This window comes from Clostridium zhoujianii (assembly GCF_051590805.1).
Classification (GTDB): Bacteria; Bacillota; Clostridia; order Clostridiales; family Clostridiaceae; genus Clostridium.
Window position 1 is genome coordinate 2,270,287 of the sequence record NZ_JBPUTF010000001.1, and the last position, 21,963, is coordinate 2,292,249.

At 31.8% G+C, this 21,963-nt stretch carries 21 protein-coding genes; 3 read left to right on the forward strand and 18 right to left on the reverse strand.

What is annotated here, in order from left to right; all coding sequences use genetic code 11:
- Positions 1-222: 222 nt before the first annotated feature.
- The 17 genes from aspS to ACSYT2_RS10795 form a co-directional block, all read right to left on the reverse strand.
- On the reverse strand, positions 223-2,022 hold the full coding sequence (aspS, locus tag ACSYT2_RS10715) for an aspartate--tRNA ligase (RefSeq protein ID WP_430855207.1): 1,800 nt from the start codon (positions 2,020-2,022) through the stop codon (positions 223-225).
- Between the two features lie 18 nt (positions 2,023-2,040).
- Positions 2,041-3,288 carry a histidine--tRNA ligase gene (hisS, locus tag ACSYT2_RS10720; protein ID WP_430855208.1) on the reverse strand — a complete coding sequence of 416 codons (1,248 nt, stop codon included), beginning with the start codon at positions 3,286-3,288 and terminating at the stop codon, positions 2,041-2,043.
- An 11-nt stretch (positions 3,289-3,299) separates the two neighbouring features.
- Positions 3,300-4,730 (reverse strand): coproporphyrinogen III oxidase, encoded by a 1,431-nt coding sequence (locus ACSYT2_RS10725; protein WP_430855209.1) that lies wholly within the window; start codon positions 4,728-4,730, stop codon positions 3,300-3,302.
- Between the two features lie 8 nt (positions 4,731-4,738).
- On the reverse strand, positions 4,739-5,356 hold the full coding sequence (locus tag ACSYT2_RS10730) for an MBL fold metallo-hydrolase (protein ID WP_430855210.1): 618 nt from the start codon (positions 5,354-5,356) through the stop codon (positions 4,739-4,741).
- A gap of 20 nt (positions 5,357-5,376) precedes the next feature.
- Positions 5,377-5,826 (reverse strand): D-aminoacyl-tRNA deacylase, encoded by a 450-nt coding sequence (gene dtd, locus ACSYT2_RS10735; protein ID WP_430855211.1) that lies wholly within the window; start codon positions 5,824-5,826, stop codon positions 5,377-5,379.
- A 13-nt stretch (positions 5,827-5,839) separates the two neighbouring features.
- The gene (locus ACSYT2_RS10740; RefSeq protein WP_430855212.1) at positions 5,840-8,026 is read right to left on the reverse strand and encodes a RelA/SpoT family protein; all 2,187 of its coding nucleotides are present in this window, start codon (positions 8,024-8,026) and stop codon (positions 5,840-5,842) included.
- Positions 8,027-8,313: 287 nt separating this feature from the next.
- Positions 8,314-8,832 carry an adenine phosphoribosyltransferase gene (locus ACSYT2_RS10745; RefSeq protein ID WP_430855213.1) on the reverse strand — a complete coding sequence of 173 codons (519 nt, stop codon included), beginning with the start codon at positions 8,830-8,832 and terminating at the stop codon, positions 8,314-8,316.
- A 45-nt stretch (positions 8,833-8,877) separates the two neighbouring features.
- The gene (locus tag ACSYT2_RS10750) at positions 8,878-9,735 is read right to left on the reverse strand and encodes a DHH family phosphoesterase (RefSeq protein ID WP_430855214.1); all 858 of its coding nucleotides are present in this window, start codon (positions 9,733-9,735) and stop codon (positions 8,878-8,880) included.
- Positions 9,736-10,001: 266 nt separating this feature from the next.
- Complete coding sequence (secF, locus tag ACSYT2_RS10755) at positions 10,002-10,868, reverse strand: protein translocase subunit SecF (protein WP_430855215.1); 867 nt, start codon at positions 10,866-10,868, stop codon at positions 10,002-10,004.
- 2 nt (positions 10,869-10,870) lie between these two features.
- Positions 10,871-12,121, reverse strand: coding sequence for a protein translocase subunit SecD (secD, locus tag ACSYT2_RS10760; RefSeq protein ID WP_438384758.1), 1,251 nt, complete (start codon positions 12,119-12,121; stop codon positions 10,871-10,873).
- Between the two features lie 80 nt (positions 12,122-12,201).
- Positions 12,202-12,570 carry a TIGR04086 family membrane protein gene (locus ACSYT2_RS10765; RefSeq protein WP_430855217.1) on the reverse strand — a complete coding sequence of 123 codons (369 nt, stop codon included), beginning with the start codon at positions 12,568-12,570 and terminating at the stop codon, positions 12,202-12,204.
- Between the two features lie 50 nt (positions 12,571-12,620).
- Positions 12,621-12,911: a preprotein translocase subunit YajC gene (gene yajC / locus ACSYT2_RS10770; protein ID WP_438384759.1), complete on the reverse strand. Its 291-nt coding sequence runs from the start codon at positions 12,909-12,911 to the stop codon at positions 12,621-12,623.
- A 75-nt stretch (positions 12,912-12,986) separates the two neighbouring features.
- Entirely contained in the window at positions 12,987-14,126 is a 1,140-nt protein-coding gene (gene tgt / locus ACSYT2_RS10775; protein WP_438384760.1) for a tRNA guanosine(34) transglycosylase Tgt, read from the reverse strand.
- Positions 14,127-14,142: 16 nt separating this feature from the next.
- Positions 14,143-15,168, reverse strand: coding sequence for a tRNA preQ1(34) S-adenosylmethionine ribosyltransferase-isomerase QueA (queA, locus tag ACSYT2_RS10780; protein ID WP_430855220.1), 1,026 nt, complete (start codon positions 15,166-15,168; stop codon positions 14,143-14,145).
- A 68-nt stretch (positions 15,169-15,236) separates the two neighbouring features.
- Positions 15,237-16,265, reverse strand: a complete 1,029-nt coding sequence (gene ruvB, locus ACSYT2_RS10785; RefSeq protein ID WP_438384761.1) for a Holliday junction branch migration DNA helicase RuvB — start codon at positions 16,263-16,265, stop codon at positions 15,237-15,239.
- Positions 16,266-16,276: 11 nt separating this feature from the next.
- Positions 16,277-16,888, reverse strand: coding sequence for a Holliday junction branch migration protein RuvA (ruvA, locus tag ACSYT2_RS10790; RefSeq protein WP_430855222.1), 612 nt, complete (start codon positions 16,886-16,888; stop codon positions 16,277-16,279).
- Between the two features lie 188 nt (positions 16,889-17,076).
- Positions 17,077-17,667, reverse strand: a complete 591-nt coding sequence (locus ACSYT2_RS10795; protein ID WP_430855223.1) for a hypothetical protein — start codon at positions 17,665-17,667, stop codon at positions 17,077-17,079.
- Between the two features lie 149 nt (positions 17,668-17,816).
- Between ACSYT2_RS10795 and nadA the strand changes: the two genes are divergently transcribed.
- The 3 genes from nadA to nadC are packed head-to-tail and all read left to right on the forward strand — an operon-like array spanning position 17,817 to position 20,809.
- Positions 17,817-18,722: a quinolinate synthase NadA gene (gene nadA, locus ACSYT2_RS10800; RefSeq protein ID WP_430855224.1), complete on the forward strand. Its 906-nt coding sequence runs from the start codon at positions 17,817-17,819 to the stop codon at positions 18,720-18,722.
- A 4-nt stretch (positions 18,723-18,726) separates the two neighbouring features.
- The gene (locus ACSYT2_RS10805; protein ID WP_430855225.1) at positions 18,727-19,992 is read left to right on the forward strand and encodes an L-aspartate oxidase; all 1,266 of its coding nucleotides are present in this window, start codon (positions 18,727-18,729) and stop codon (positions 19,990-19,992) included.
- On the forward strand, positions 19,970-20,809 hold the full coding sequence (gene nadC, locus ACSYT2_RS10810; protein WP_438385016.1) for a carboxylating nicotinate-nucleotide diphosphorylase: 840 nt from the start codon (positions 19,970-19,972) through the stop codon (positions 20,807-20,809). The genes ACSYT2_RS10805 and nadC overlap by 23 nt, the downstream gene beginning before the upstream one ends.
- A 158-nt stretch (positions 20,810-20,967) precedes the next feature.
- Here nadC and ACSYT2_RS10815 read toward each other — a convergent pair whose 3' ends face one another.
- Positions 20,968-21,843 carry a radical SAM/SPASM domain-containing protein gene (locus tag ACSYT2_RS10815; protein WP_430855227.1) on the reverse strand — a complete coding sequence of 292 codons (876 nt, stop codon included), beginning with the start codon at positions 21,841-21,843 and terminating at the stop codon, positions 20,968-20,970.
- Between the last annotated feature and the right edge of the window lie 120 nt (positions 21,844-21,963).

Below are 21,963 nucleotides of genomic sequence, written 5' to 3' on the forward strand. Positions count from 1 at the left end.
ACATAATTTTGTAATAATATGTTAAATTTGTATCAAATAGTAAATTAACTCCACAAAATTTCCAAACCTATAATCTCATTTAATATTTTAGTTATTTAATCCATTTTGTTATGATATTTATTGGTTATTTTATTTCTTATCTTTATTTATAAATAATTTATTGATCCTATTTTTACGCAAAAAAAAAGAAGCCTTTCGGCTTCTCTCTAAAAATCCATTGATTTAGTTTTCCTTTTCTTCTTCCTTCTTAGGTAAGATTCCAATTCCTAGTTCCTCTAATTGCTTAGCATCAGCTATGTTTGGTGCCTCACTTAAGTAGCAGTAAGCATTTTGATTCTTAGGGAATGCAATAACATCCTTAATATTATCAGTTCCAGATAAGAACATTACTAATCTATCTAATCCAAAGGCTAATCCGCCATGTGGTGGTGGTCCAAACTTAAAGGCTTCAAGTAAGAATCCAAATCTTTCCCAAGCAGCTTCTTGAGTGAATCCTAAGGCTTTGAACATTCTTTCTTGTAAATCCATGTTATGAATTCTGATTGAACCTCCACCTAGTTCTTCCCCATTTAATACTAGGTCATATGCCTTAGATCTTACAGCTCCTGGATTACTTTCTATCATATCTAAATCTTCATCCATTGGTGCTGTGAATGGGTGGTGGCAAGCTGTGTATCTATCTTCTTCTTCATTGTACTCAAATAATGGGAATTCTGTAATCCAGCAGAAGTTAAATTCATTCTTATCCTTAATTAAATCATACTTCTTAGCAAGCTCTAATCTTAAAGCTCCAAGACTTTGGAATACTACTGAGTTCTTATCAGCAACTATTAAGATTATATCTCCTTGTTCTGCTCCCATCTTCTTTATGATAGCATCCATTTCTTCTTCATTAACAAACTTAGAAATTGGTGATTTAATTCCATCTTCTTTAAGCTGGATATATGCTAATCCCTTAGCTTTGTAAGTCTTAACGAACTCACCTAATCTATCAACATCTTTTCTTCCCATAGCTGCTCCACCCTTTAGGCAAAGTGCTCTAACTGAACCACCTATTTCGATAGCTCCTTGGAATACCTTAAAGTCTATATCTTTAACAACTTCAGTTAAATCAGTTATTTCCATACCAAATCTTAAGTCAGGTTTATCTGAACCGTACTTTTCCATAGCATCTTTGAAAGTCATTCTTGCTATTGGAAGCTTTATTTCATGTCCTAGTACTTCCTTAAATACATGAGCTACTAATCTTTCATTTAATTCCATGATTTCTTCTTGCTCAACAAAACTCATTTCTAAATCGATTTGAGTGAATTCAGGTTGTCTATTAGCTCTTAAATCTTCATCTCTGAAACATTTAACTATTTGATAGTATCTATCAAAACCTGACACCATTAATAATTGCTTAAATATTTGTGGTGATTGAGGTAATGCATAGAACATACCTGGATAATTTCTTGATGGAACTAAGTAGTCTCTAGCACCTTCTGGAGTAGACTTAGTTAACATTGGTGTTTCAATATCTAAGAAATTATTGTTATCTAAGAAATCTCTAACTGCCTTGGTAGCTCTATTTCTTATGAAGAATATATTTTGCATATCTGGTCTTCTTAAATCAAGGTATCTGTGCTTTAATCTTATTTGTTCACCAGCATCTAATCCTTCTTTAATATATATTGGTGGAGTTTCTGATTCTGAAAGAATCTTTATGCTTTCACATGTTAACTCAACCATACCTGTTGGCATATCAGTATTTGGAGATTCCCTTCTTACTACTTCACCAGTTACTGCTATACAATATTCAGGCTTAACAGATTTTGCTTTTTCAAATACCTCAGTATTTGTATCTTCATTCACCATTATTTGCATGAATCCAGTTCTATCTCTTAAAACGATAAATCCTAATCCACCCTTTTGTCTATTTGTTTGAACCCATCCCATAAGGGTAACTATCTTACCTATATGTTCTTCTCTAGGTTCGCCACAATACATAGTTCTCTTTAATCCATTTAAAGCTTCACCCATTCTAAAGTCATTCCTTTCTTATTTAACCGCTTTCGCAATTTCTTCTATATTATCAAGTGATACCTCAAAGATCTCACCATCATTCATTCTCTTAAGTCTCACACTCTTATTAGCTAATTCATCATCACCTAATATAGTAGTAAACTTGGCACCTAGCTTATTAGCATACTTCATTTCTGCCTTTACGCTTCTTCCCATATGATTTATTTCAACCTTAACACCTTGTTGTCTTAAATCATTTGCAAGTTTGAAGCTAGCCATGTACGCCTCTTCTCCTCTTGCTCCTATATAAATATCACAAGTATCATCATTAGGTATTTCTACCCCTTCTTTATCAAGGGTCATTATCATTCTTTCAATACCCATACCAAAACCTACAGCTGGCATTTCTGGCCCACCAAGTTCTGAAATCATATTGTCATATCTTCCTCCACCAATTGCTGTGAAGTCATCATTTAAGATTTCAAATATTGTTTTAGTATAATAGTCTAATCCTCTAACTATACTAGGGTCAACTGCAAATGGAATTCCTAATAATTTTAAGTATTCCTTAACTTTATCAAAGTGAGTATCACACTCTTCACACATATAATCTAATATTATAGGTGCACTCTTAGTTATTTCTTTACACTTTCTTTCTTTACAATCAAGAATTCTCATTGGATTCTTTTCAAATCTGTCCTTACATGTAGGACATAAATTATCATAGTTTTCCTTTAAGAAAGCCTTTAAAGCATCATTATAATTAGGTCTACAAATTGGGCAACCTAGGTTGTTAATATTTAGTCTTAATCCCTTTAATCCAAGGTTCTTTAAAACTTCCATAGCAAAGGCAATAACCTCTGCATCCATTGAAGGTTCCTTTGATCCAAATACCTCTACCCCACATTGATGGAATTGTCTAAGTCTTCCCTTTTGAACATTTTCATATCTGAAACATGGAATTACATAAAAAAGCTTAGTTGGTTGTGCTTCATTAAATAATCTATTTTCGATAAATGCTCTAACTACTGGAGCTGTTCCTTCTGGCTTAAGTGTAATACTTCTATCACCTTTATCCTTAAAAGTGTACATTTCCTTTTGAACTATATCAGTTGTATCCCCTACTCCTCTTAAGAAAAGATCTGTATGTTCAAAAATAGGAGTTCTTATCTCTCTCATTCCAAAATTCTTTGCTGTATTTTTAAATGTATTCTCAACGTAGTGCCATTTATATGCGTCTTGAGGTAGCATATCCTTGGTACCCTTAGGTGCCTGCATTTCCATTGTAACCCTCCTTATTTATATAGGGTGTCCAGTAACTTCTTTTTACCTTCTACCATTTCTTCAATTCTATTTGTATATTCTTTAACATCTTTAACATTACCAAAACGCTCTATTCTATTTTCATCTAAGAATACAACCTTAGTAACTGCATCTGCTCCTAGAGCAATTATAGTCTGCTTATCCTCTATCATTTGGATGTTGTAGATGCATTCTTTTCCCTTTTTAGCATAACCCAAATTCTCCATATTTCCAACCATATTTTTTTGTCTATACATATAATATGGTGTTAAATTTAAGGTTTTTGCTAACTTTTTACTCTCTTCATACATTTTCATAACTTCATCCTGACTTTTAAGACCTAAGCCTTTCTTTAAAATGAAGTTTTCATACATAATTGATCCTCTTTTTAAGGATAATCCATGAACTGTTAAACTATCAGGTGAAAGTTTCATAAGTTCTTTAGCTGTATGCTGAGCTTCTTTTAACCCTTCTCCTGGAAGTCCAATTATCATATCCATATTAATATCTTCAAAGCCCAATTCCTTAGCCATATTGAATTTATCAATTACATCTTGGGATGTATGCCCTCTACCTATTAACTTTAAGGTATCATCATTCATAGTCTGAGGATTTATACTAATTCTTGTAACATCATAATTCTTCATAGTTTGAAGTTTCTTTAATGTTATAGAATCTGGTCTACCACACTCTACGGTAAACTCCTTTAAACCTCTTTTATTTACAAAGGAATTATATATCGTATTCATTAGATTTTCAAATTCCTCATCATTTACTGCAGTAGGTGTACCACCACCAAAGTATACCGTTTCTATAGTAAGTCCCTTTTCATCTACATACTTTCTTATTTCTTCTATTTCATAAATTAATGCATCTAAATAAGGATTAACTAGTTTTTTATTACCTCCTATAGGGTTAGCGGCAAAGGAACAATATAAACATCTCGTAGGACAAAATGCCATTCCTACGTATATTGCAATATTCTTAGAATCTTTATTTACAAATCTATCTTCAAATTTTGCAACATCTATACAAAGCTCTGATTTCTCAGCAGAAGTTAAATGCTTTTCTTTAAATATCTCTTTGATTTCATCTTCTGTCTTACCTTCCCTTAGATGTTTTAATGCTATTTTAGATGGTCTTATTCCTACTAAAGTCCCCCAGGGATAATAATCTCCAGTAAGTTCTTCTAAAGCTTTGAATATTACCTTTTTAATAGTTTCCTTAAAGTATTCTTCTTCTTTATAGAAACCTTCACTTTTGTAATCTTTATAAGAAAAACTTATTTTTTCATCATTAATTTGAACATGATAATCTCCCTCTAGCTCTGAAAAGTTAATTTGCTCTAGAGGGAAATATATATTAAACATCTGATACACATCATATCGATATTTAAAGTCATTTAATTTAATGTTTATATCCATTTTTTCTCCTAAATTAAGCTATTATAATCATTTAAGTACATATTATTTCTCTTCTCATATCCAATAGTTGACATTGGCCCATGACCTGGATAAACTTCTATGTTATCTCCTAAAGGTAATAGCTTTGTTTTTATACTATTAATGATTTCACCGAAGTCTCCTCCAATAAAATCAGTTCTTCCAATAGATCCTTGGAATAAAGTATCTCCTGAAAATAACTTATCATCTATTAATAAACAAACTCCACCCTTAGTATGTCCTGGTGTGTGAATAACTTTAATTTCATGGTTACCTAAAGTTAATCTGTCACCATCATTTAAGTATCCATCTGCCTTTCTAATAGAGCCATATACGGAACTATCCTTTTCCATATATTCTTCATCAATCTTATTAATATAAAAAGGTACATTAAGCTTATCAGCTAAATATTCAACTCCCCCTACATGATCAAAGTGACCATGAGTAAGTAATATATACTTAACCTTAGCTCCAAGCTCCTCAATTGTTCTTTCTATCTCCGGATTAACTCCGCCTGGATCTACAACTATAGCCTCTTTTGTCTTTTCATCCATAGCAATGTAGCACTGCTCTTCGTATAATCCTGCAATTATTGTTTTAACTAACATAAAAACCTCCCAATTAAGAATTAAAATTCTTTTTTACTATCTAACAATATAGTAACTGGCCCATCATTTTGTATATCAACATGCATATGGGCTCCAAACTCTCCTACTTCCACTTTTAGACCAGACTCTTTAAGTATTTCAACAAACTCTTCGTATAGCTCTTTTGCTTTATCTCCACCCATTGCATTCATAAAGTTAGGTCTTCTACCTTTTCTACAATCACCATATAAGGTAAATTGTGAAATTGCTAAAATCTCTCCCTTTACATCAAGAAGTGAGAGATTCATCTTATCATTTTCATCTTCAAAAACTCTTAAATTTAGTACTTTATCTTTTATATATTTCAAATCCTCAACAGTATCTTCCTTTGAAATGCCAAGAAGAAGGTTAAACCCTCTTCCTATACTTCCAATAACCTTATTATCTACTGTCACACTAGATGAGCTTACTCTTTGAACTACTGCTCTCATCTTTTCACACCCTTTAGTTATTCATTCTATATACGTCCATAACACCTTTAAGTCTTCTTATTTTTCTCATAAGTTCCTTAAGTTGTTCAACTGAATCTATCTTGACTTTTATTGTCATCATGGCTTCTGATCCCTTTGGAGAGGTTGCATTTAATGCACTTAGATGTAATCCTGAATCAGTTATTACCATCATAATATCTGCTAGTATTCCCATCCTATCCTCAGTTTTCACTCTAATTTCAGCCACATATGAAGCACCCTTTGCCATACCCCAGCTAACTTCTACAACTTTATTAGCATCATATGCAATTAAGGATTTTAAATTGCTACAGTCTGTTCTATGAACTGATACTCCTCTTCCTTTTGTAATATATCCTTGAATATCATCACCAGGTACTGGATTGCAACATCTTGCAAATCTAACCATTAGGTTGCTTTCACCTTTTACTGTAATACCATAACTATTTTCTTTTTTAGAATTTCTTTCAGTTTTAGCAATTTGCTCTTCTATGCTTTTATTTATAGCCTCTGCTGAATTTTTATCTTTATCTGCTATATTCTCATCTTTTAATCTTGAAACAAGGCTTGAAGCTATTATTGATCCAACACCTATATTAGCATAAAGATCCTCCATGCTATGAATATTATATCTTTTTTGCATTTTTTCATAACTATCACCCTTGGCTATATCAGCGAAAACTACAGCTTGTTTTTTTAGCTCTTTATCTAATAGTTCTTTACCCTTACTTATATTTTCCTCTTTTTTAGTTTTCTTAAACCATGCTCTAATCTTACTTTTTGCTTGATTACTCTTTGCAATATTAAGCCAATCCATATTAGGACCCTTAGCTGATTGTGAAGTTATAATCTCAATAATTTCACCAGTTTTAAGTTTGTGATCTAGAGGAACTATTTTACCGTTAATCTTAGCACCTATACACTTATTTCCTACATCAGTATGTATTCTATAGGCAAAATCAATAGGTGTACAGCCACTAGCTAGGTTAATAACTACACCCTTTGGTGTAAATACAAATATTTCATCTGAAAAAAGGTCAATTTTAAAACCTTCCATAAATTCTTCTGCATCTGAAGTTTCCTTTTGCCATTCAAGCATATCTCTAAGCCAAACTAACTTCTTATCAAATTCATGTTCCTTATCCTCTGCTGAATCTCCCTCTTTATACTTCCAATGGGCAGCTATACCATATTCAGCTGTCTTATGCATATCAAAGGTTCTTATTTGAATTTCAAAGGTTTTTCCCTGTGGCCCTATAACAGTTGTATGTAAAGATTGATACATATTAGGCTTAGGCATAGCAATATAATCCTTGAATCTTCCTGGTATAGGTTTATAAATAGTATGGACAATACCTAATACTCCATAACAGTCCTTAACAGAGTTAACAAGAATTCTAATAGCAGTTAAATCAAATATTTGTTCAATACTCTTATTCTTATTAACCATCTTTCTATAAATACTATAAAAATGCTTAGGTCTTCCTTCTATATCTGAATCTATCCCCGATTCCTCAAGATTTTCTAGTAATTCATGAATAACCTTTGCAATATAACTTTCTCTTTCAACTCTTTTTTCTGCTATTTGATGAACAAGATCATAATATTCTTCTTCATGTAAATATCTAAAAGAAAGGTCCTCAAGTTCCCACTTTATTTTTGACATACCTAGTCTATGAGCAAGTGGCGCATAAATATCTAAAGTTTCCTTTGCCTTAAGCTTTTGCTTTTCTTTTGTCATAAACTTTAGTGTTCTCATGTTATGTAATCTATCTGCTAATTTAATTATGATAACCCTTATGTCCTTTGCCATAGCAAGAAGCATTTTTCTAACATTATCAGCTTGTTGCTCTTCTTTTGTTTTATATTCAATCTTTCCAAGTTTAGTTACTCCATTAACTAGATTTGCAACTTCTTCATTAAATTCTGTTGCCATCTCCTGGAAAGTACAATCAGTATCTTCTAAAACATCATGAAGTAACCCTGCTGCGATAGTATTAGTATCCATTCCAAGTTCTGAAAGTATTTCAGCTACTTCAATTGGATGTGTTATGTATGGCTCACCAGATTCTCTCCTCTGTGCATTATGAGCATCATCTGCAAAATGATATGCTTTTCTAATCATCTCTATATCAACATTTATACAATTGTCATTTATCTTTTTTAGCAAGGTTTCAATCATAAGGATTACTCTCCCTCAAATACATATTTTATAAGGCATACCAAATAAAATAATGGCATAAATATGCCAGTACACCTAAAGTCAAAGGCTGGTCAATAACCAGCCATTATTTATAGAATATTATATATTATTATCATACCTTTTTCAACAATAAAACCAAAGAGAGGCTTGGTTAAATGGGATATTCGTGGGATTACCATTGAAATTTAATTAATAACTAAAAAGAGCATGCATAGAAACAGATTACTCTCTTTAGTACATACTCTTTAAAATCATAATTCAATTAATTAAAATTCATAATCAACAAGAGATAATACTTCATATCCCTTTAACTTATCTCTTCCATTAAGTCCTGTTAATTCAATAGCGAAGTCTAAAGCAACAACTTCTCCTCCTGCCATTTCTACAAGCTTAGCTACAGCTTCTATTGTTCCACCAGTTGCTAATAAATCATCAACAATTGCAACTCTTTGGCCCTTCTTTATAGCATCTTTGTGTATTTCTAAAGTATCTGTACCATACTCTAATCCATAGTTTACTGCAACAGTTTCACATGGAAGTTTTCCTTTTTTTCTTACTGGTACAAAACCCACTCCTAGTGCATAAGCCACTGGAACTCCAAATATAAATCCTCTTGCTTCTGGTCCTAATATTACATCTACATTTTTATCTCTAAGATGTTCTGCCATTCTATCAATTGAGCATTTTAAAGCTTCTCCATCACCTATTAATGTTGTGATATCCTTAAAACTTATACCTTCCTTTGGAAAATCCTCTACCACTCTGATTTTATCTTTTAAATCCATACTGATTCCTCCAAAATAAATATTTATATAATACAATGATTAAGCCTACTCTATTGGCTTATTCAAGTTATGTAAGTATTTAGCTATTTGCTCTGCTCTATCCTTATCATTAGTTGTTAATAACTCAAGTACTATACGTGCATTATTCACCACACCTACTGTACTTACTGTTGGAGTAATAAGTTCTACAATATTGGCTATACTATCATCATCCAACTCTATTACATTATTAAAATTCATTATTGCCCTTAAACCATTATTATTAGTATTAACTAAAAACTTTCTACCTTCTTTAAGAATAACTCCATTTTCACCTTTCAATGAAATTTTTGCCTGTTGTCCACCTATTAATATAAGATCAAGATATTTATTTATACTCTTCATATTATAATAAATTGCAATAGCTTGCATCAATTTAAAGGTCAACGCACTTAAAGACAGATTTTTATACCTGTACTGGCACCCCTTTTGATTTGGATTTATATAGACATAATCTCTTTCTCTAACGGTCTTTTTATTCTCAAGTACAATTAGATCTATTTCCAAATTATTGCAAAGCTTTACTTCTTCATCTGATTTCAAATCCACCCCTAAAGTTATAAGTAGATCAGCACCAAGGAAGTCTATATCTTCCTTTATATCATCACAATCAACCGATTTATTATTTTCTCCCCCATCATGTATAAGATACTCAACATCTGCATTCAAATACCTTAATATTAGACTCAATGATGCAATAGCACATATTCCATCCACTGAGGAGGTTCCATAAACAACGATTTTTTTACGATTGTTTACTGCGTATACTAGCTTTTCAATAGCTTTATTCATATGTCTAAGTAAAAAGGGATTATATCCAGTTATATAATTTGGACAATATATACTCTCCCAAAATTTACGCATGACTTCTCCTCCATAAAATAAGAAAACAACTATATTATAGATGATATTTACTATAATAGCAAACAGTTTTTGAAAGTATTTAAATGGGCACTACTTCTTGTGTTTCCCTTAAGAAAATGTCCATATATAGTAGTATAGTTATTTTTAAAATTTATTATTACAACTACTCATTAATATCATTTAGTTTAAGGAAGGAAATTTTACATCTTTTCCTAGAGATAAAATAAAAAGAGCAGGTATCTCGACCTGCCCATATAAAACACTATCTACTTTAGTTTTCTTTTTTCCCTTTTCTTAAGAATAATCCAAACTGGTGATGCTATAAATATAGACGAATACGCACCACATGCTATACCTATTATTAATGGGAATGCAAATTCCCTTACTGCAGGTACAAATATATTAACTGCAATAATAGTACTTAAAGTAGTTATTGTAGTTATTATAGACCTTGACATAGTTTGAGTTATACTTGCGTTAGCAACTTCAACTAAATCAGCTCTTCTTGATTTCTTATAGTTCTCTCTAATTCTATCAAATATAACTATAGTATCATTCATAGAATAACCAATTATAGTTAGAATCGCTGCAATAAATGGAGTATTAATTTGAATTCCAAATATAGCATAAACACATAATGTAATTACTATATCATGTACCAATGCAATAAGTGCTGCAATACCAAAGTTAATTTCAAATCTTATAGCAATGTATATTAACATAGCAAAGAATGATATTACTAATGCGATTATTGAATTCCTTTTAAGTTCATCTCCAACAGATGCACCTATTTCATTTTGATCTACTAAAATTTCTCCATCTAAACTAAACTCAGTTTTTAATTCTTCAATAATTTCCTTAACTTTAAGACTATCAAGGTCTCCTGATTTAATCTCAAATTGATTAGCATCATCACCAATAGTATTAGTCACGAAATTATTCGTATACTTACTTACTATTTCATCAGCTTTTGATTTATCGTAGTCATTTCCTAGTTCAAGGGTAACCTGAGTTCCCCCTTTAAAATCTATACCTAAGTTAAATCCTTTAGTAACTGCAAAGCCTAGGCCTATTAGAATTACAACAAGAGATAATGCAAACCAAACCTTTGTTTTCTCTATAATCTTTAGCATTGCTATACCTCCTTCTTCTTAACTCTAAAATGAGATAGTTTACTTAGTATTCCCATTTTTACAGCATGTCTCATAAAGAATTTTGTAACTGTTAATGCTGTAAATAAGCTAACTATAATTCCTATCAACAATGTTACGGCAAAACCTTTTACCGCACCTGATCCAAAGAAGTAAAGTACCAATGCTGCAATAATAGTAGTAACGTTTGAGTCAACTATTGATGACATTGCATTTTCAAAACCTTTATCAACAGCACTTTTTATAGAAATTCCTTTAGATAATTCCTCTCTTGTTCTTTCAAAAATAAGAACATTAGCATCTACGGCCATACCTATAGTCAGAAGTAAACCTGCTATACCTGGTAGTGTCATTGTTGCTCCTACTTCTCCAAATATAAATAGAACTAGACAAATATACAGACTTAATACCAAACTAGAAATTATTCCTGGAATTCTGAAGTAAGCAATCATTAATACAAATATTAATCCAATTCCTAAAATTCCTGCCTTTATAGCATTTGGAAGCGCTTCTGCTCCAAGTTGTGCACCTACAGTTTGCACAGATACTGCTTTAACTGTAACAGGTAATGCACCTGCATTTATTAATCCTGAAAGCTTCTTAGCTTCTTCAAGTGATCCACTTCCACTTATAACAGCTTTTCCATCTGTTATAACACTTTGGACATTTGGATTTGATAATTGTTCATCATCCATGTTAATTGATATTGCTTGACCTACGTACTTCTGAGTAGCATCTGCAAACTTTTGTTTTCCTTCATCAGTCATTTCTAATGAAACTTCTGGTTTTCCTGTCTCTGCATTAGAAACTACTGCTGACTTTTGGATATCTTTCCCTGTTAATAAGACCTCACCCTCTGGAGATTTAAATGTTAACTCACCAGTTTTCCCTAAGTTTTCAACAATTTCTCCTGAGTTATATTGACCTGGGATATCGATTCTTATCTTTCTATCCCCTTCTGTAGTTACAACGGTTTCTGCAACTCCAATCTTATTAACTCTTAGAGATAAAGATTCCTTTGTTTTTTCTAAATCTTCCTTTGTAACCTCTTCATCTTGGATTTCCATAACTACAGAAACTCCACCTTGTAGGTCTAATCCCTTTGTTATCGTATCCTCAAAAGGCTTAAATTGCCAACCAGCAACCTCTAATCCATTAATTCCAATGTATGCAAATACAATAATGGCTAAGGTGCTAAGTATAAATAATACTGAACTCTTTCCTTTTGTCTTCATTTTTATCCTCCTCAGTACTAGGTTCAAATTTCACAATGCAGATTTATTATAGCACACAGACTTTGCAGAATAAAGATGTTTTAGAGATTAACACCTAATATTCCAGCTATTGTTCCTATAGTTATAGATGCTCCTAACTTGTACATTTCAGCCATATCAAAGCTAATGTTGCCGGTAGCTATCGCTCCTAAAATATGGATACATACAAAAAACATTAATCCCACTAAAAATCCAGTTAACCATCCTTTTCTTCCGTTGCATTTTGCGGCAAAAACTGACCCAATTACCAAAGATAATGCAGTTATTACCACATAAACTATACTGTATACTTTTTCAGTTAAATCAAATTTCGTCATTATTAATGATAAGATTAATAGCAGAATAAGAGCTAATAACACTGCACCCATCAAGCCTTTAAAAACTGATTTTAAAATTTTTCCTTCCTCCATATAAAACACCCCCTAATACTTCATCATATGAGGTATTAAGGGGTACTATTCTAATCTTCTTTATAAACTTTACTTGCTATAGCATTTTTTGAGAATCTTATTCTAGTTCTATCTGGACCTGATTCTAAAACCATATAATCTCCATCAAGAGACACTATCTTTCCAACTACTCCGCCTCTTGTCATAACTTCATCATTTAATTGAAGGGTATCTAACATTTCTCCATATTGCTTCTTTCTCTTCTTTTCAGGTAATATTAGTATAAAGTAGAATACTACAAATACTAATAACATAGGCGCTAATTGTAAAAATATATTCATTCTAATTGTCCTTCCTTCCATTTATAAAGTATATATGAATTCAAATTCACATATCCATGTAAAGTAGTTTACAATTCTTTAAACCACTTGTCAATACTAAGCTTTACTATTCCATTCCCTTAACTTTTGTTCTTTAAACTCCTTATAATATCCACCATCTATAGCAGCTCTTATATCTTCCATAAGCTTATTATAGAAGTATAGATTATGAAGAACACATAACCTCATTGCTAACATTTCCTTAGCTTTAAATAAATGTCTTATGTAAGCTCTAGTATAGCTCTTACATGCTGGGCATTCGCAGCCCTCATCTATAGGCTTTGCATCTAACTCAAATTTAGCATTTAATAAATTAATCTTTCCATCCTTTGTAAATACATGACCATGTCTACCATTTCTAGCAGGAAGTACACAGTCAAAGAAATCTACTCCCCTATCAACTGCTTCTAATATATTACTTGGAGTACCAACACCCATTAAGTATATTGGCTTATCTTGTGGAAGATGTGGCACAACAGCATCAATAATTCTATACATTTCTTCATGAGTTTCTCCAACTGCTAATCCACCAATTGCATATCCGTCTAAATCCATTTTAGTAATTGTCTTAGCGTGCTCTATTCTTATATCTTCATAGCATCCACCTTGGTTAATACCAAAAAGCATTTGCTCCTTATTTATAGTTTGAGGTAAAGCATTTAGCCTATCCATTTCAACCTTACATCTTTCAAGCCATCTTGTAGTTCTTGCTACTGACTTTTCAACATACTCTCTAGTTGATGGATTTGGAATACACTCATCAAAGGCCATAGCTATAGTTGAAGCTAGATTACTTTGAATTTGCATTGATTCTTCAGGTCCCATAAATATCTTCTTTCCATCTATATGTGAGCTAAAGTAAACTCCCTCTTCCTTTATTTTTCTCATTCCCGATAAAGAGAATACTTGGAATCCGCCTGAATCAGTTAGTATTGGTCTATCCCAATTCATAAACTCATGTAATCCACCCATTTTATATACAACTTCATCAGAAGGCCTTAAATGTAAGTGATATGTATTTGATAATTCAACTTGGCAACCAATTTCCTTTAAATCCATTGATGAAACAGCACCTTTAATAACTGCAAGGGTCCCAACATTCATAAATACTGGTGTTTCAATAGTTCCATGAGGAGTTTCAAATCTTCCTCTTCTAGCATTTCCATCTTTCTTTAATAAAGTATATCTTTTAGTCAATGATTTCACTCCTTAATTACTTAATAAACATTGCATCTCCAAAGGAGAAGAATCTATATTTTTCTTTTACAGCCTCTTCATAAGCATGAAGGACATGATCTCTTCCTGCTAATGTAGATACTAACATTATTAGTGTTGATTCAGGTAAGTGGAAATTCGTTATTAAGTTATCTACAATTTTAAACTTGTATCCTGGATATATGAATATATTTGTCCACCCACTTTGAGCTTTGACCATCCCACTATCATCACCGATAGTTTCAAGAGTTCTTGTAGATGTGGTACCTACTGATATAATTTTATTTCCCCTTTTCTTTGTTTCATTAATAATATTAGCATTTTCTTCATCTAATACATAAAATTCAGAATGCATGTCGTGGCTTTCTATATCTTCAACCTTAACAGGTCTAAATGTTCCAAGACCTACGTGAAGAGTTACATATGCAATATTAATACCTTTATCTTTTATCTTTTGTAATAATTCTTCTGTAAAGTGTAATCCAGCTGTAGGTGCAGCAGCTGACCCCTCTTCTTTAGAATAAACTGTTTGATATCTTTCCTTATCTTCAAGCCTCTCATGGATATAAGGTGGAAGTGGCATTTCTCCCAATGAATCTAATACCTCTTCAAATATCCCCTCATAATGGAATTCAACAATTCTATTACCATTTTCAAGAACCTGAACTACTTCTGCAATTAACTTTCCTTCTCCAAAAGTAAACCTTCTGCCTTCTCTCGCACTCTTACCAGGTTTAGCTAAACACTCCCATTTATCTCCCTCTATTCTTTTTAATAAAAGGAATTCTATTTTTCCACCTGTATGTTCCTTTTCACCTATTAATCTAGCTGGTAAAACTCTAGTATTGTTCAATACTAAAGTATCCCCTTTTTCTAGGTAATTTATAATATCATAGAATCTTTTATGATCTATTTCACCTGTCTTCTTATCTAAAACCATTAATCTTGATGAATCTCTTTTTTCTAAAGGATGTTGTGCTATTAACTCCTCTGGAAGATGAAAATCAAAATCTGTTACCTTCATACTATTTCACTTCTCCTAACTTTTGTCATATTCAAGTAACTAATTAACTATTATTTACTTTCATATATCTAAAAAAAACTTCTCTGCCCATCTTTATCAGATTTTTTGCCCATTGGCTTTCCTAAATGATTATATGCCTTTTCTGTAGCTACTCTACCTCTAGGTGTTCTAACTATAAATCCTCTTTGAAGTAGATATGGCTCGTAAACATCCTCAAGAGTTCCAAGCTCCTCTCCTATAAAATAGGATAAAGTCTCAATCCCTACAGGGCCTCCACCAAAGTTATCTATAATAGCTTCTAAAATTTTATTATCAACTCTATCAAAGCCTTCATTATCAACCTCTAATAATCCTAAAGCAGCTCTTGCTTCCTTTAAACTAATTAGATTATCAGAATAAACTTCAGCATAATCTCTAACTCTTTTCAAAAGTCTATTTGCTATTCTAGGTGTTCCTCTTGATCTTCTAGCTATTTCTATTGCACCTTCTTCTGTTATATTACAACCAAGAACTAATGCACTTCTTATTACTATTTCAGTAAGTTGTTCTACAGTATAAAACTCCATAGCACATAGTACACCAAATCTATCTCTTAATGGTGATGTTAACATTCCTATTCTAGTAGTTGCCCCTATTAATGTAAAGGCCGGAAGGTCTAATCTTATAGATTTCGCTGCTGCTCCCTTACCAATTACTATATCTAAGGCGTAATCTTCCATAGCTGGATATAATATTTCCTCTACACTTCTGTTCAGTCTATGAATTTCATCTATAAACAAAACATCATTGTCTTTTAAAGCTGTTAATATTGCTGCTAAATCTCCTGCTCTCTCAATTGCTGGCCCTGATGTTATCTTTAAATCTCCGCCCATTTCCTGGGCAATAATATTAGCTAGTGTAGTTTTTCCCAAACCAGGTGGCCCATATAAAAGAACATGATCTAAAGCTTCTCCTCTTTTTTGAGCTGCTTTAATAAAGACATCCATTCTCTCTTTTACTTTATCTTGCCCTATATATTCATTAATTTTTTGAGGTCTTAAACTTAATTCTCCACCTGAATCCTCATTTAATTCCTGTGGAGTAATAATTCTTTCCATAAATTATCCCCCTAACCCATTAGGACCTTTAAACAACTCTTAATAATATTCTCAACTGTTTCTTCTTTATCAACTTTCTTTAATGCGAGCTCTGCTTCTTTCTCACTATATCCTAAGGCTAATAAAGCTCCTAATGCTTCACTTAAAGTAGCTGCATAATTTGCTTCATTATCATCACCTATAAATATTCCATCTTCATTCTTATCAATAGTCATATCTTCTTTCTTAAGTTTATCCTTAAGTTCTAATATAATTCTACCTGCTGTTTTCTTACCTATACCAGGTGCTCTGCAAATATGTTTTTCATCACCCATTATAATTGCATACTTAAGGTTGTTTACCCTACTTATTGATAATAATGAAAGGGCTGCTTTTGCACCAACACCGTTTATCCCAAGTAATAGCTTAAACATATCTAATTCTTCCTTTGAACCAAATCCATAAAGACCTATGAAATCTTGTCTTACTATTTGCTCCAAATAAAGCATTACCTCTTCACCTGATTTTGGCATTATAGACATTGTTGCCCCAGAAGTAAATATTTTATATCCCAGACCATTATTCTCTACTATTATATAGTCCTTATTTATCCCTATATATTTTCCTCTTATATACTCGTACATTTTATTATCCTCCAGCATCAAAAGTGAAAGTATGTTCTCATTAATTCTTATTATACTTTATCATTTAAGCTTAAATCTTTCAAGGGAAATGCTTACTAATAACCACTCTTTTGATTTTGCAAAATAAAAAGGAGAGCTTTCGCTCCCCCATGAGGTATATAATTGGTTTCTTATATCTATATAAAATTTTAGGATATTAACTCATATATTCCATCTTCTGCATCTTCTTTATTGTCAAACTTTCTCTCTAAGTTATTAATAAGCTCTCTATCTGTAGATGGTAAATCTTCGAATTTCTTGCTTTCTTTAAATACATCAGTTATAGGATTCTCTATTGTTAAATTTCCATTAGTGTCACTCTTATATATAGCTAAATACCCATCATAATCTTTAATATAGTATTTATCTGGCTCAACACTACTTTCTACTTCTCTTGTGTATGATAATTCCTTATCTCCCTTTCCATCAAGTTCATATCCTTTTTTTTGCAAAGCTGTACTTAAAACTTCTTCTGTAACTTCTCCATCTAATCCCAACTCTTTTTTTAGCTCACCTAAAGTTGTTTCTTTTTCCTTTGAATTCTTTTTAAATAATGAAATCTTTGTTTTATCCTCAAGGCTCAATTTCTTATTATCATTTCCAGCGGATAAGCTTTGACTAGTTTCATCACTTTCTTTTGATTTCTTATCTAAATATATATCCGTTGCTAGGAAACTTACTACAAATATACCTAATAATACAATACAACTTATAATAATTAATTTGCTAACTTTTCTCATCTTCATCACTCCCTAATAGCCATTATTTCCATTTATTCCATAAAGTATACACAAAACTGTTAATTTAAAATTGACAAAGACTTACTCCTGCCTTAAACTTTATACATGGTGTATATACACATGTAAACTTTATAAGGAGTTGTTTTGTTTTGGATATAGTTAAGGAAATAAAAAGATTAAAAAGAGAAAAAAATGCATTAATATTAGCTCATCTTTACCAAAGCCCTGAAATACAAGAAATCGCCGATATTGTTGGAGATTCCTATTTTCTTAGTAAAAAGGCCATGGAGTCTCCTTCAAATCTTATAATATTTTGTGGTGTAAGATTCATGGCTGAAAGTGCTAAGATCTTATCCCCTAATAAAAAAGTTCTTTTGCCTGCAATTGAATCAAGATGCCCTATGGCTGATATGGCATTAGTAGACAGGCTCCAAGATTTAATTAAAAAACACCCCAATGCTAAGGTTATAAGCTATATAAACACAAATTTAGATATAAAAGCTATGTCTGATGTTTGTGTTACATCATCCTCTGCATTAAAAATAATGAATAATATAAAAGAAGAAGAAATATTATTCTTGCCTGATAGAAATTTAGGAGAATATATTAGCGAACACTTCCCTAATAAAAACTTTATATTATATCAAGGCTTTTGTCCTGTTCATGAACGAGTTGAACAAGAGGATATTACAACTCTAATGTCAGAATATCCTGGATATGAAGTACTAGTTCATCCTGAATGTAATAAAGGAGTTCGTTCTATTGCTGATTTTATTGGTAGTACATCTGAAATTATTACCTACTCTGCAACTTCTAATTCAGATGGATTTATTGTAGTAACAGAAGAAGGTGTAATCCATCAAATGAAAAAGAAAAGTCCAAATAAGAAATTTATCCCTCTTAAAGATTCAATGATCTGTCCAAATATGAAGATGACACACTTGGAGGATCTTTATAACTGCCTATTAAATGAATCAAATGAAATTAAAATTGAAGAAGAACAAAGACTAAAAGCATTGACAGCTTTGGAAAATATGCATTTGTTAGGAGATTGATAATATGATTAGAACCTGTGACGTATTAATAGCTGGTACTGGTGTCTCAGGGGTTTATTCTGCTTTAAACCTAAATAAAAATTTAAAGGTTATATTAATTTGTAAAGAAGGCTTGAAGGACTGTAATTCCTACCTGGCCCAAGGGGGTATCTCTACTGCTTTGAATAAAGAAGATTATACTTCTTATATAGAAGATACTCTTATTGCTGGCAACTATAAAAATAACGTAGATGCTGTTGAAACTTTGGTTAAAGAATCAAGACCAAATATTCAACGACTAATAAAATATAAAGTTCCATTTGATAGAAATAATGATGGATCTATGTCCTACACTAGAGAAGGTGGACATAGTACCTTTAGAATAGCCCATATTAAAGATGAAACAGGAAAATATATAATGGATTCCCTTTACAAAGAGCTTCATAGAAGAAAGAATATAGAAGTTTTTGAAGGATGTAAAATTATAGATATAATTCAGAAGGATAATAGATGCCTTGGTGGTATATGCGATTATAATAATTCAGAACTACAAATACATGCAAAGTGTACTATTCTTGCAACTGGTGGTCTTGGTGGGTTATTTACTTCAACCACTAACTTCCCATCATTAACTGGAGATGGAATATCAATTGCCCTAAAAAACAATGTAGAAATCAAAGATATAAACTACCTACAACTACATCCTACTGTTCTTTTTGAAAAGGACTCAACAGGAAAAAGATTATTGCTATCAGAATCATTGAGAGGTGAAGGCGGAAAAATCCGAAATTTAAAAGGAGAAGAATTCATTGATCCTTTAAAGCCTAGAGATATAGTATCTAAAGCTATTTTAAAGGAAATAGAAGGCACCCCTACTACCCCTTATGTTTATCTTGATCTTACTCACTTAGATAAGAACTTCTTACAAGGTAGATTTCCATTCCTTTACAGTGAATGTTTAAAAAGAGGATATTCTATGGAAAAGGATTTGCTTCCTATCTCCCCTGCTCATCACTATGCTATGGGGGGAATTAAGGTTGATTTATTTGGTCAAACAAGCCTTAATCAACTTTATGCCTTGGGAGAAACAGCTTGTACTGGGGTCCATGGAAATAATAGATTAGCTAGTAATTCCTTACTTGAAGCCGTGGTATTTTCCTATAGATGTGCTCAAAAAATAAATAGCGAATTATACTGTTCCAATAACTCTAACTACCCTACTAGGGAAGAGTTGATTAATTTTTTAAAAGAAAGGGTTGATGAAAATTATGTTAAATTATTTAATTGTTGATAAACTTATTAATAATGCTTTACAAGAGGATATGCCTTTTGGAGATATTACAACAATAAGCACAGTATCTGAGGATAGTAGATGTACTGCCTCCCTTTATGCTAAGGAAGATGGTATTATTTGTGGACTACCTGTATTTGAAGAAGTATTTAAAATATTAGGTGATGTTTCCTTTGAATCTACAGTTAAAGACGGTGATAGAGTTTCTAAAGGTGAAAAAATAGGTGAGCTTTTGGGCAATTCTAGAAATATATTAATGGGTGAAAGAATAGGGTTAAATCTACTACAAAGAATGAGTGGTATAGCAACTTCTACAAATATTTATGCTAAAGCTATTGAAGGTACAAACTGCAAGGTAGTAGATACAAGAAAGACTACTCCTCTTTACAGGCATTTAGATAAATATTCAGTACTTTGTGGTGGAGGTTCAAATCACAGGTTTTCCCTTTCAGATTCTATTTTAATTAAAGACAATCACATAGATGCTGCTGGTGGAATTAAAAAAGCTGTATTACTTGCAAAGAAAAGCTCATCCTTCACTACTAAAATTGAAGTTGAAGCAGAAAGTAAAGAAGATGTACTAGAGGCTTTAGAAGCAAAAGTTGATATTATTATGTTAGATAATATGAGTCCTGCTATGACTAAAGAAATGGTTGCTCTTATAGATGGTAAAGCAATTACTGAGTCTTCTGGAAACATAAACTTGGAAAGTATAAGATCCTATGCTGAAACTGGCGTAAATTACATTTCTGTTGGAGCCCTTACACATTCCTTTAAGGTTCTTGATATATCTTTAAAAAATCTAGTTATGATTTAAATACTATAAATGTACATTAAGGCATATTCTTATATTCTTATATTCTTAAGAATACTAGAATATAAGAATATGCTTATAACATGTTGGTTACATGGCACTTACTTAAAATCAAAATAATTTTACTGCTTTTATTAAAATTCATAAGTTTACTCCAAGATTTATTTCTTAAACATCTCGCTATAACCACATCTCTTACAAAGTTCCTCCACTCTCTTCCTACCAGAGAAACCATCATAAATTCTTTTTGCTCTTTCCCCATTAATAATTTCATCTAGGGATTTCTCATAAAGATTCCCTAATGGTATTTGACCTTCTCCATCTAAACAACAAGGAACAACTGTACCATCTACTAAAATCCCGAAATGATCCCTTAAACCATGGCAAAAACCTTCTTCCCCAAGGGATTCTATCTCCATAGTTGGCCATTGGAATTTCTCGGCTCCATTTAGATATAGTTTAGTTTTAAGCTTTATCTTTTTTTCCATATCTAAGGTTTCTTTTAAATCACCTTCAAAATGAAACTTATCTTTAATCAAAGCTACAATCTTCTTATTTAATTCATTTTCTCCCTTTAATGAATAGCTATCTAGATTCCACAATCTCATAGAACAAATTATCTCCGTATTTTTATTAGTATCGTCTATAAATGATAATACATTACTAAAATACTCATCAAAAGTTATACCATTATCATTTGCTTCAAAGCTATGTAAGGAGATATTAATCTGCCTTAATGCCTTTGCCTTAATCAAAATCTCTTTATTTTTCATAATTAGAGTTCCGTTTGTAGTTAGATTAACTTTAAAACCATATTCATAAGCTAAGTCTAGGAACTTTTCTAAATTAGGATTAAGTAAAGGCTCCCCCATTAAATGAAGATATATGTATTCTGTATAGGGTTTAATTTCCTTTAATACATGTTCAAACTTATCTGGTGTTAGGAACATTTTTTCTCTCTTTGTTAATGGACAAAAACTACAACTAAGGTTACAAACATTTGTCACTTCTATATATACTTTTTTAAACTTCTTCATAAATATTACCTACTTCTTTTTTTATATGTCCTATTATATATATGTTCCAATTAAATTTCTACAATATTTTCGACATTTATTAATATTTTACTTGAATCTCCTTTGGATTTGTGTTATTCT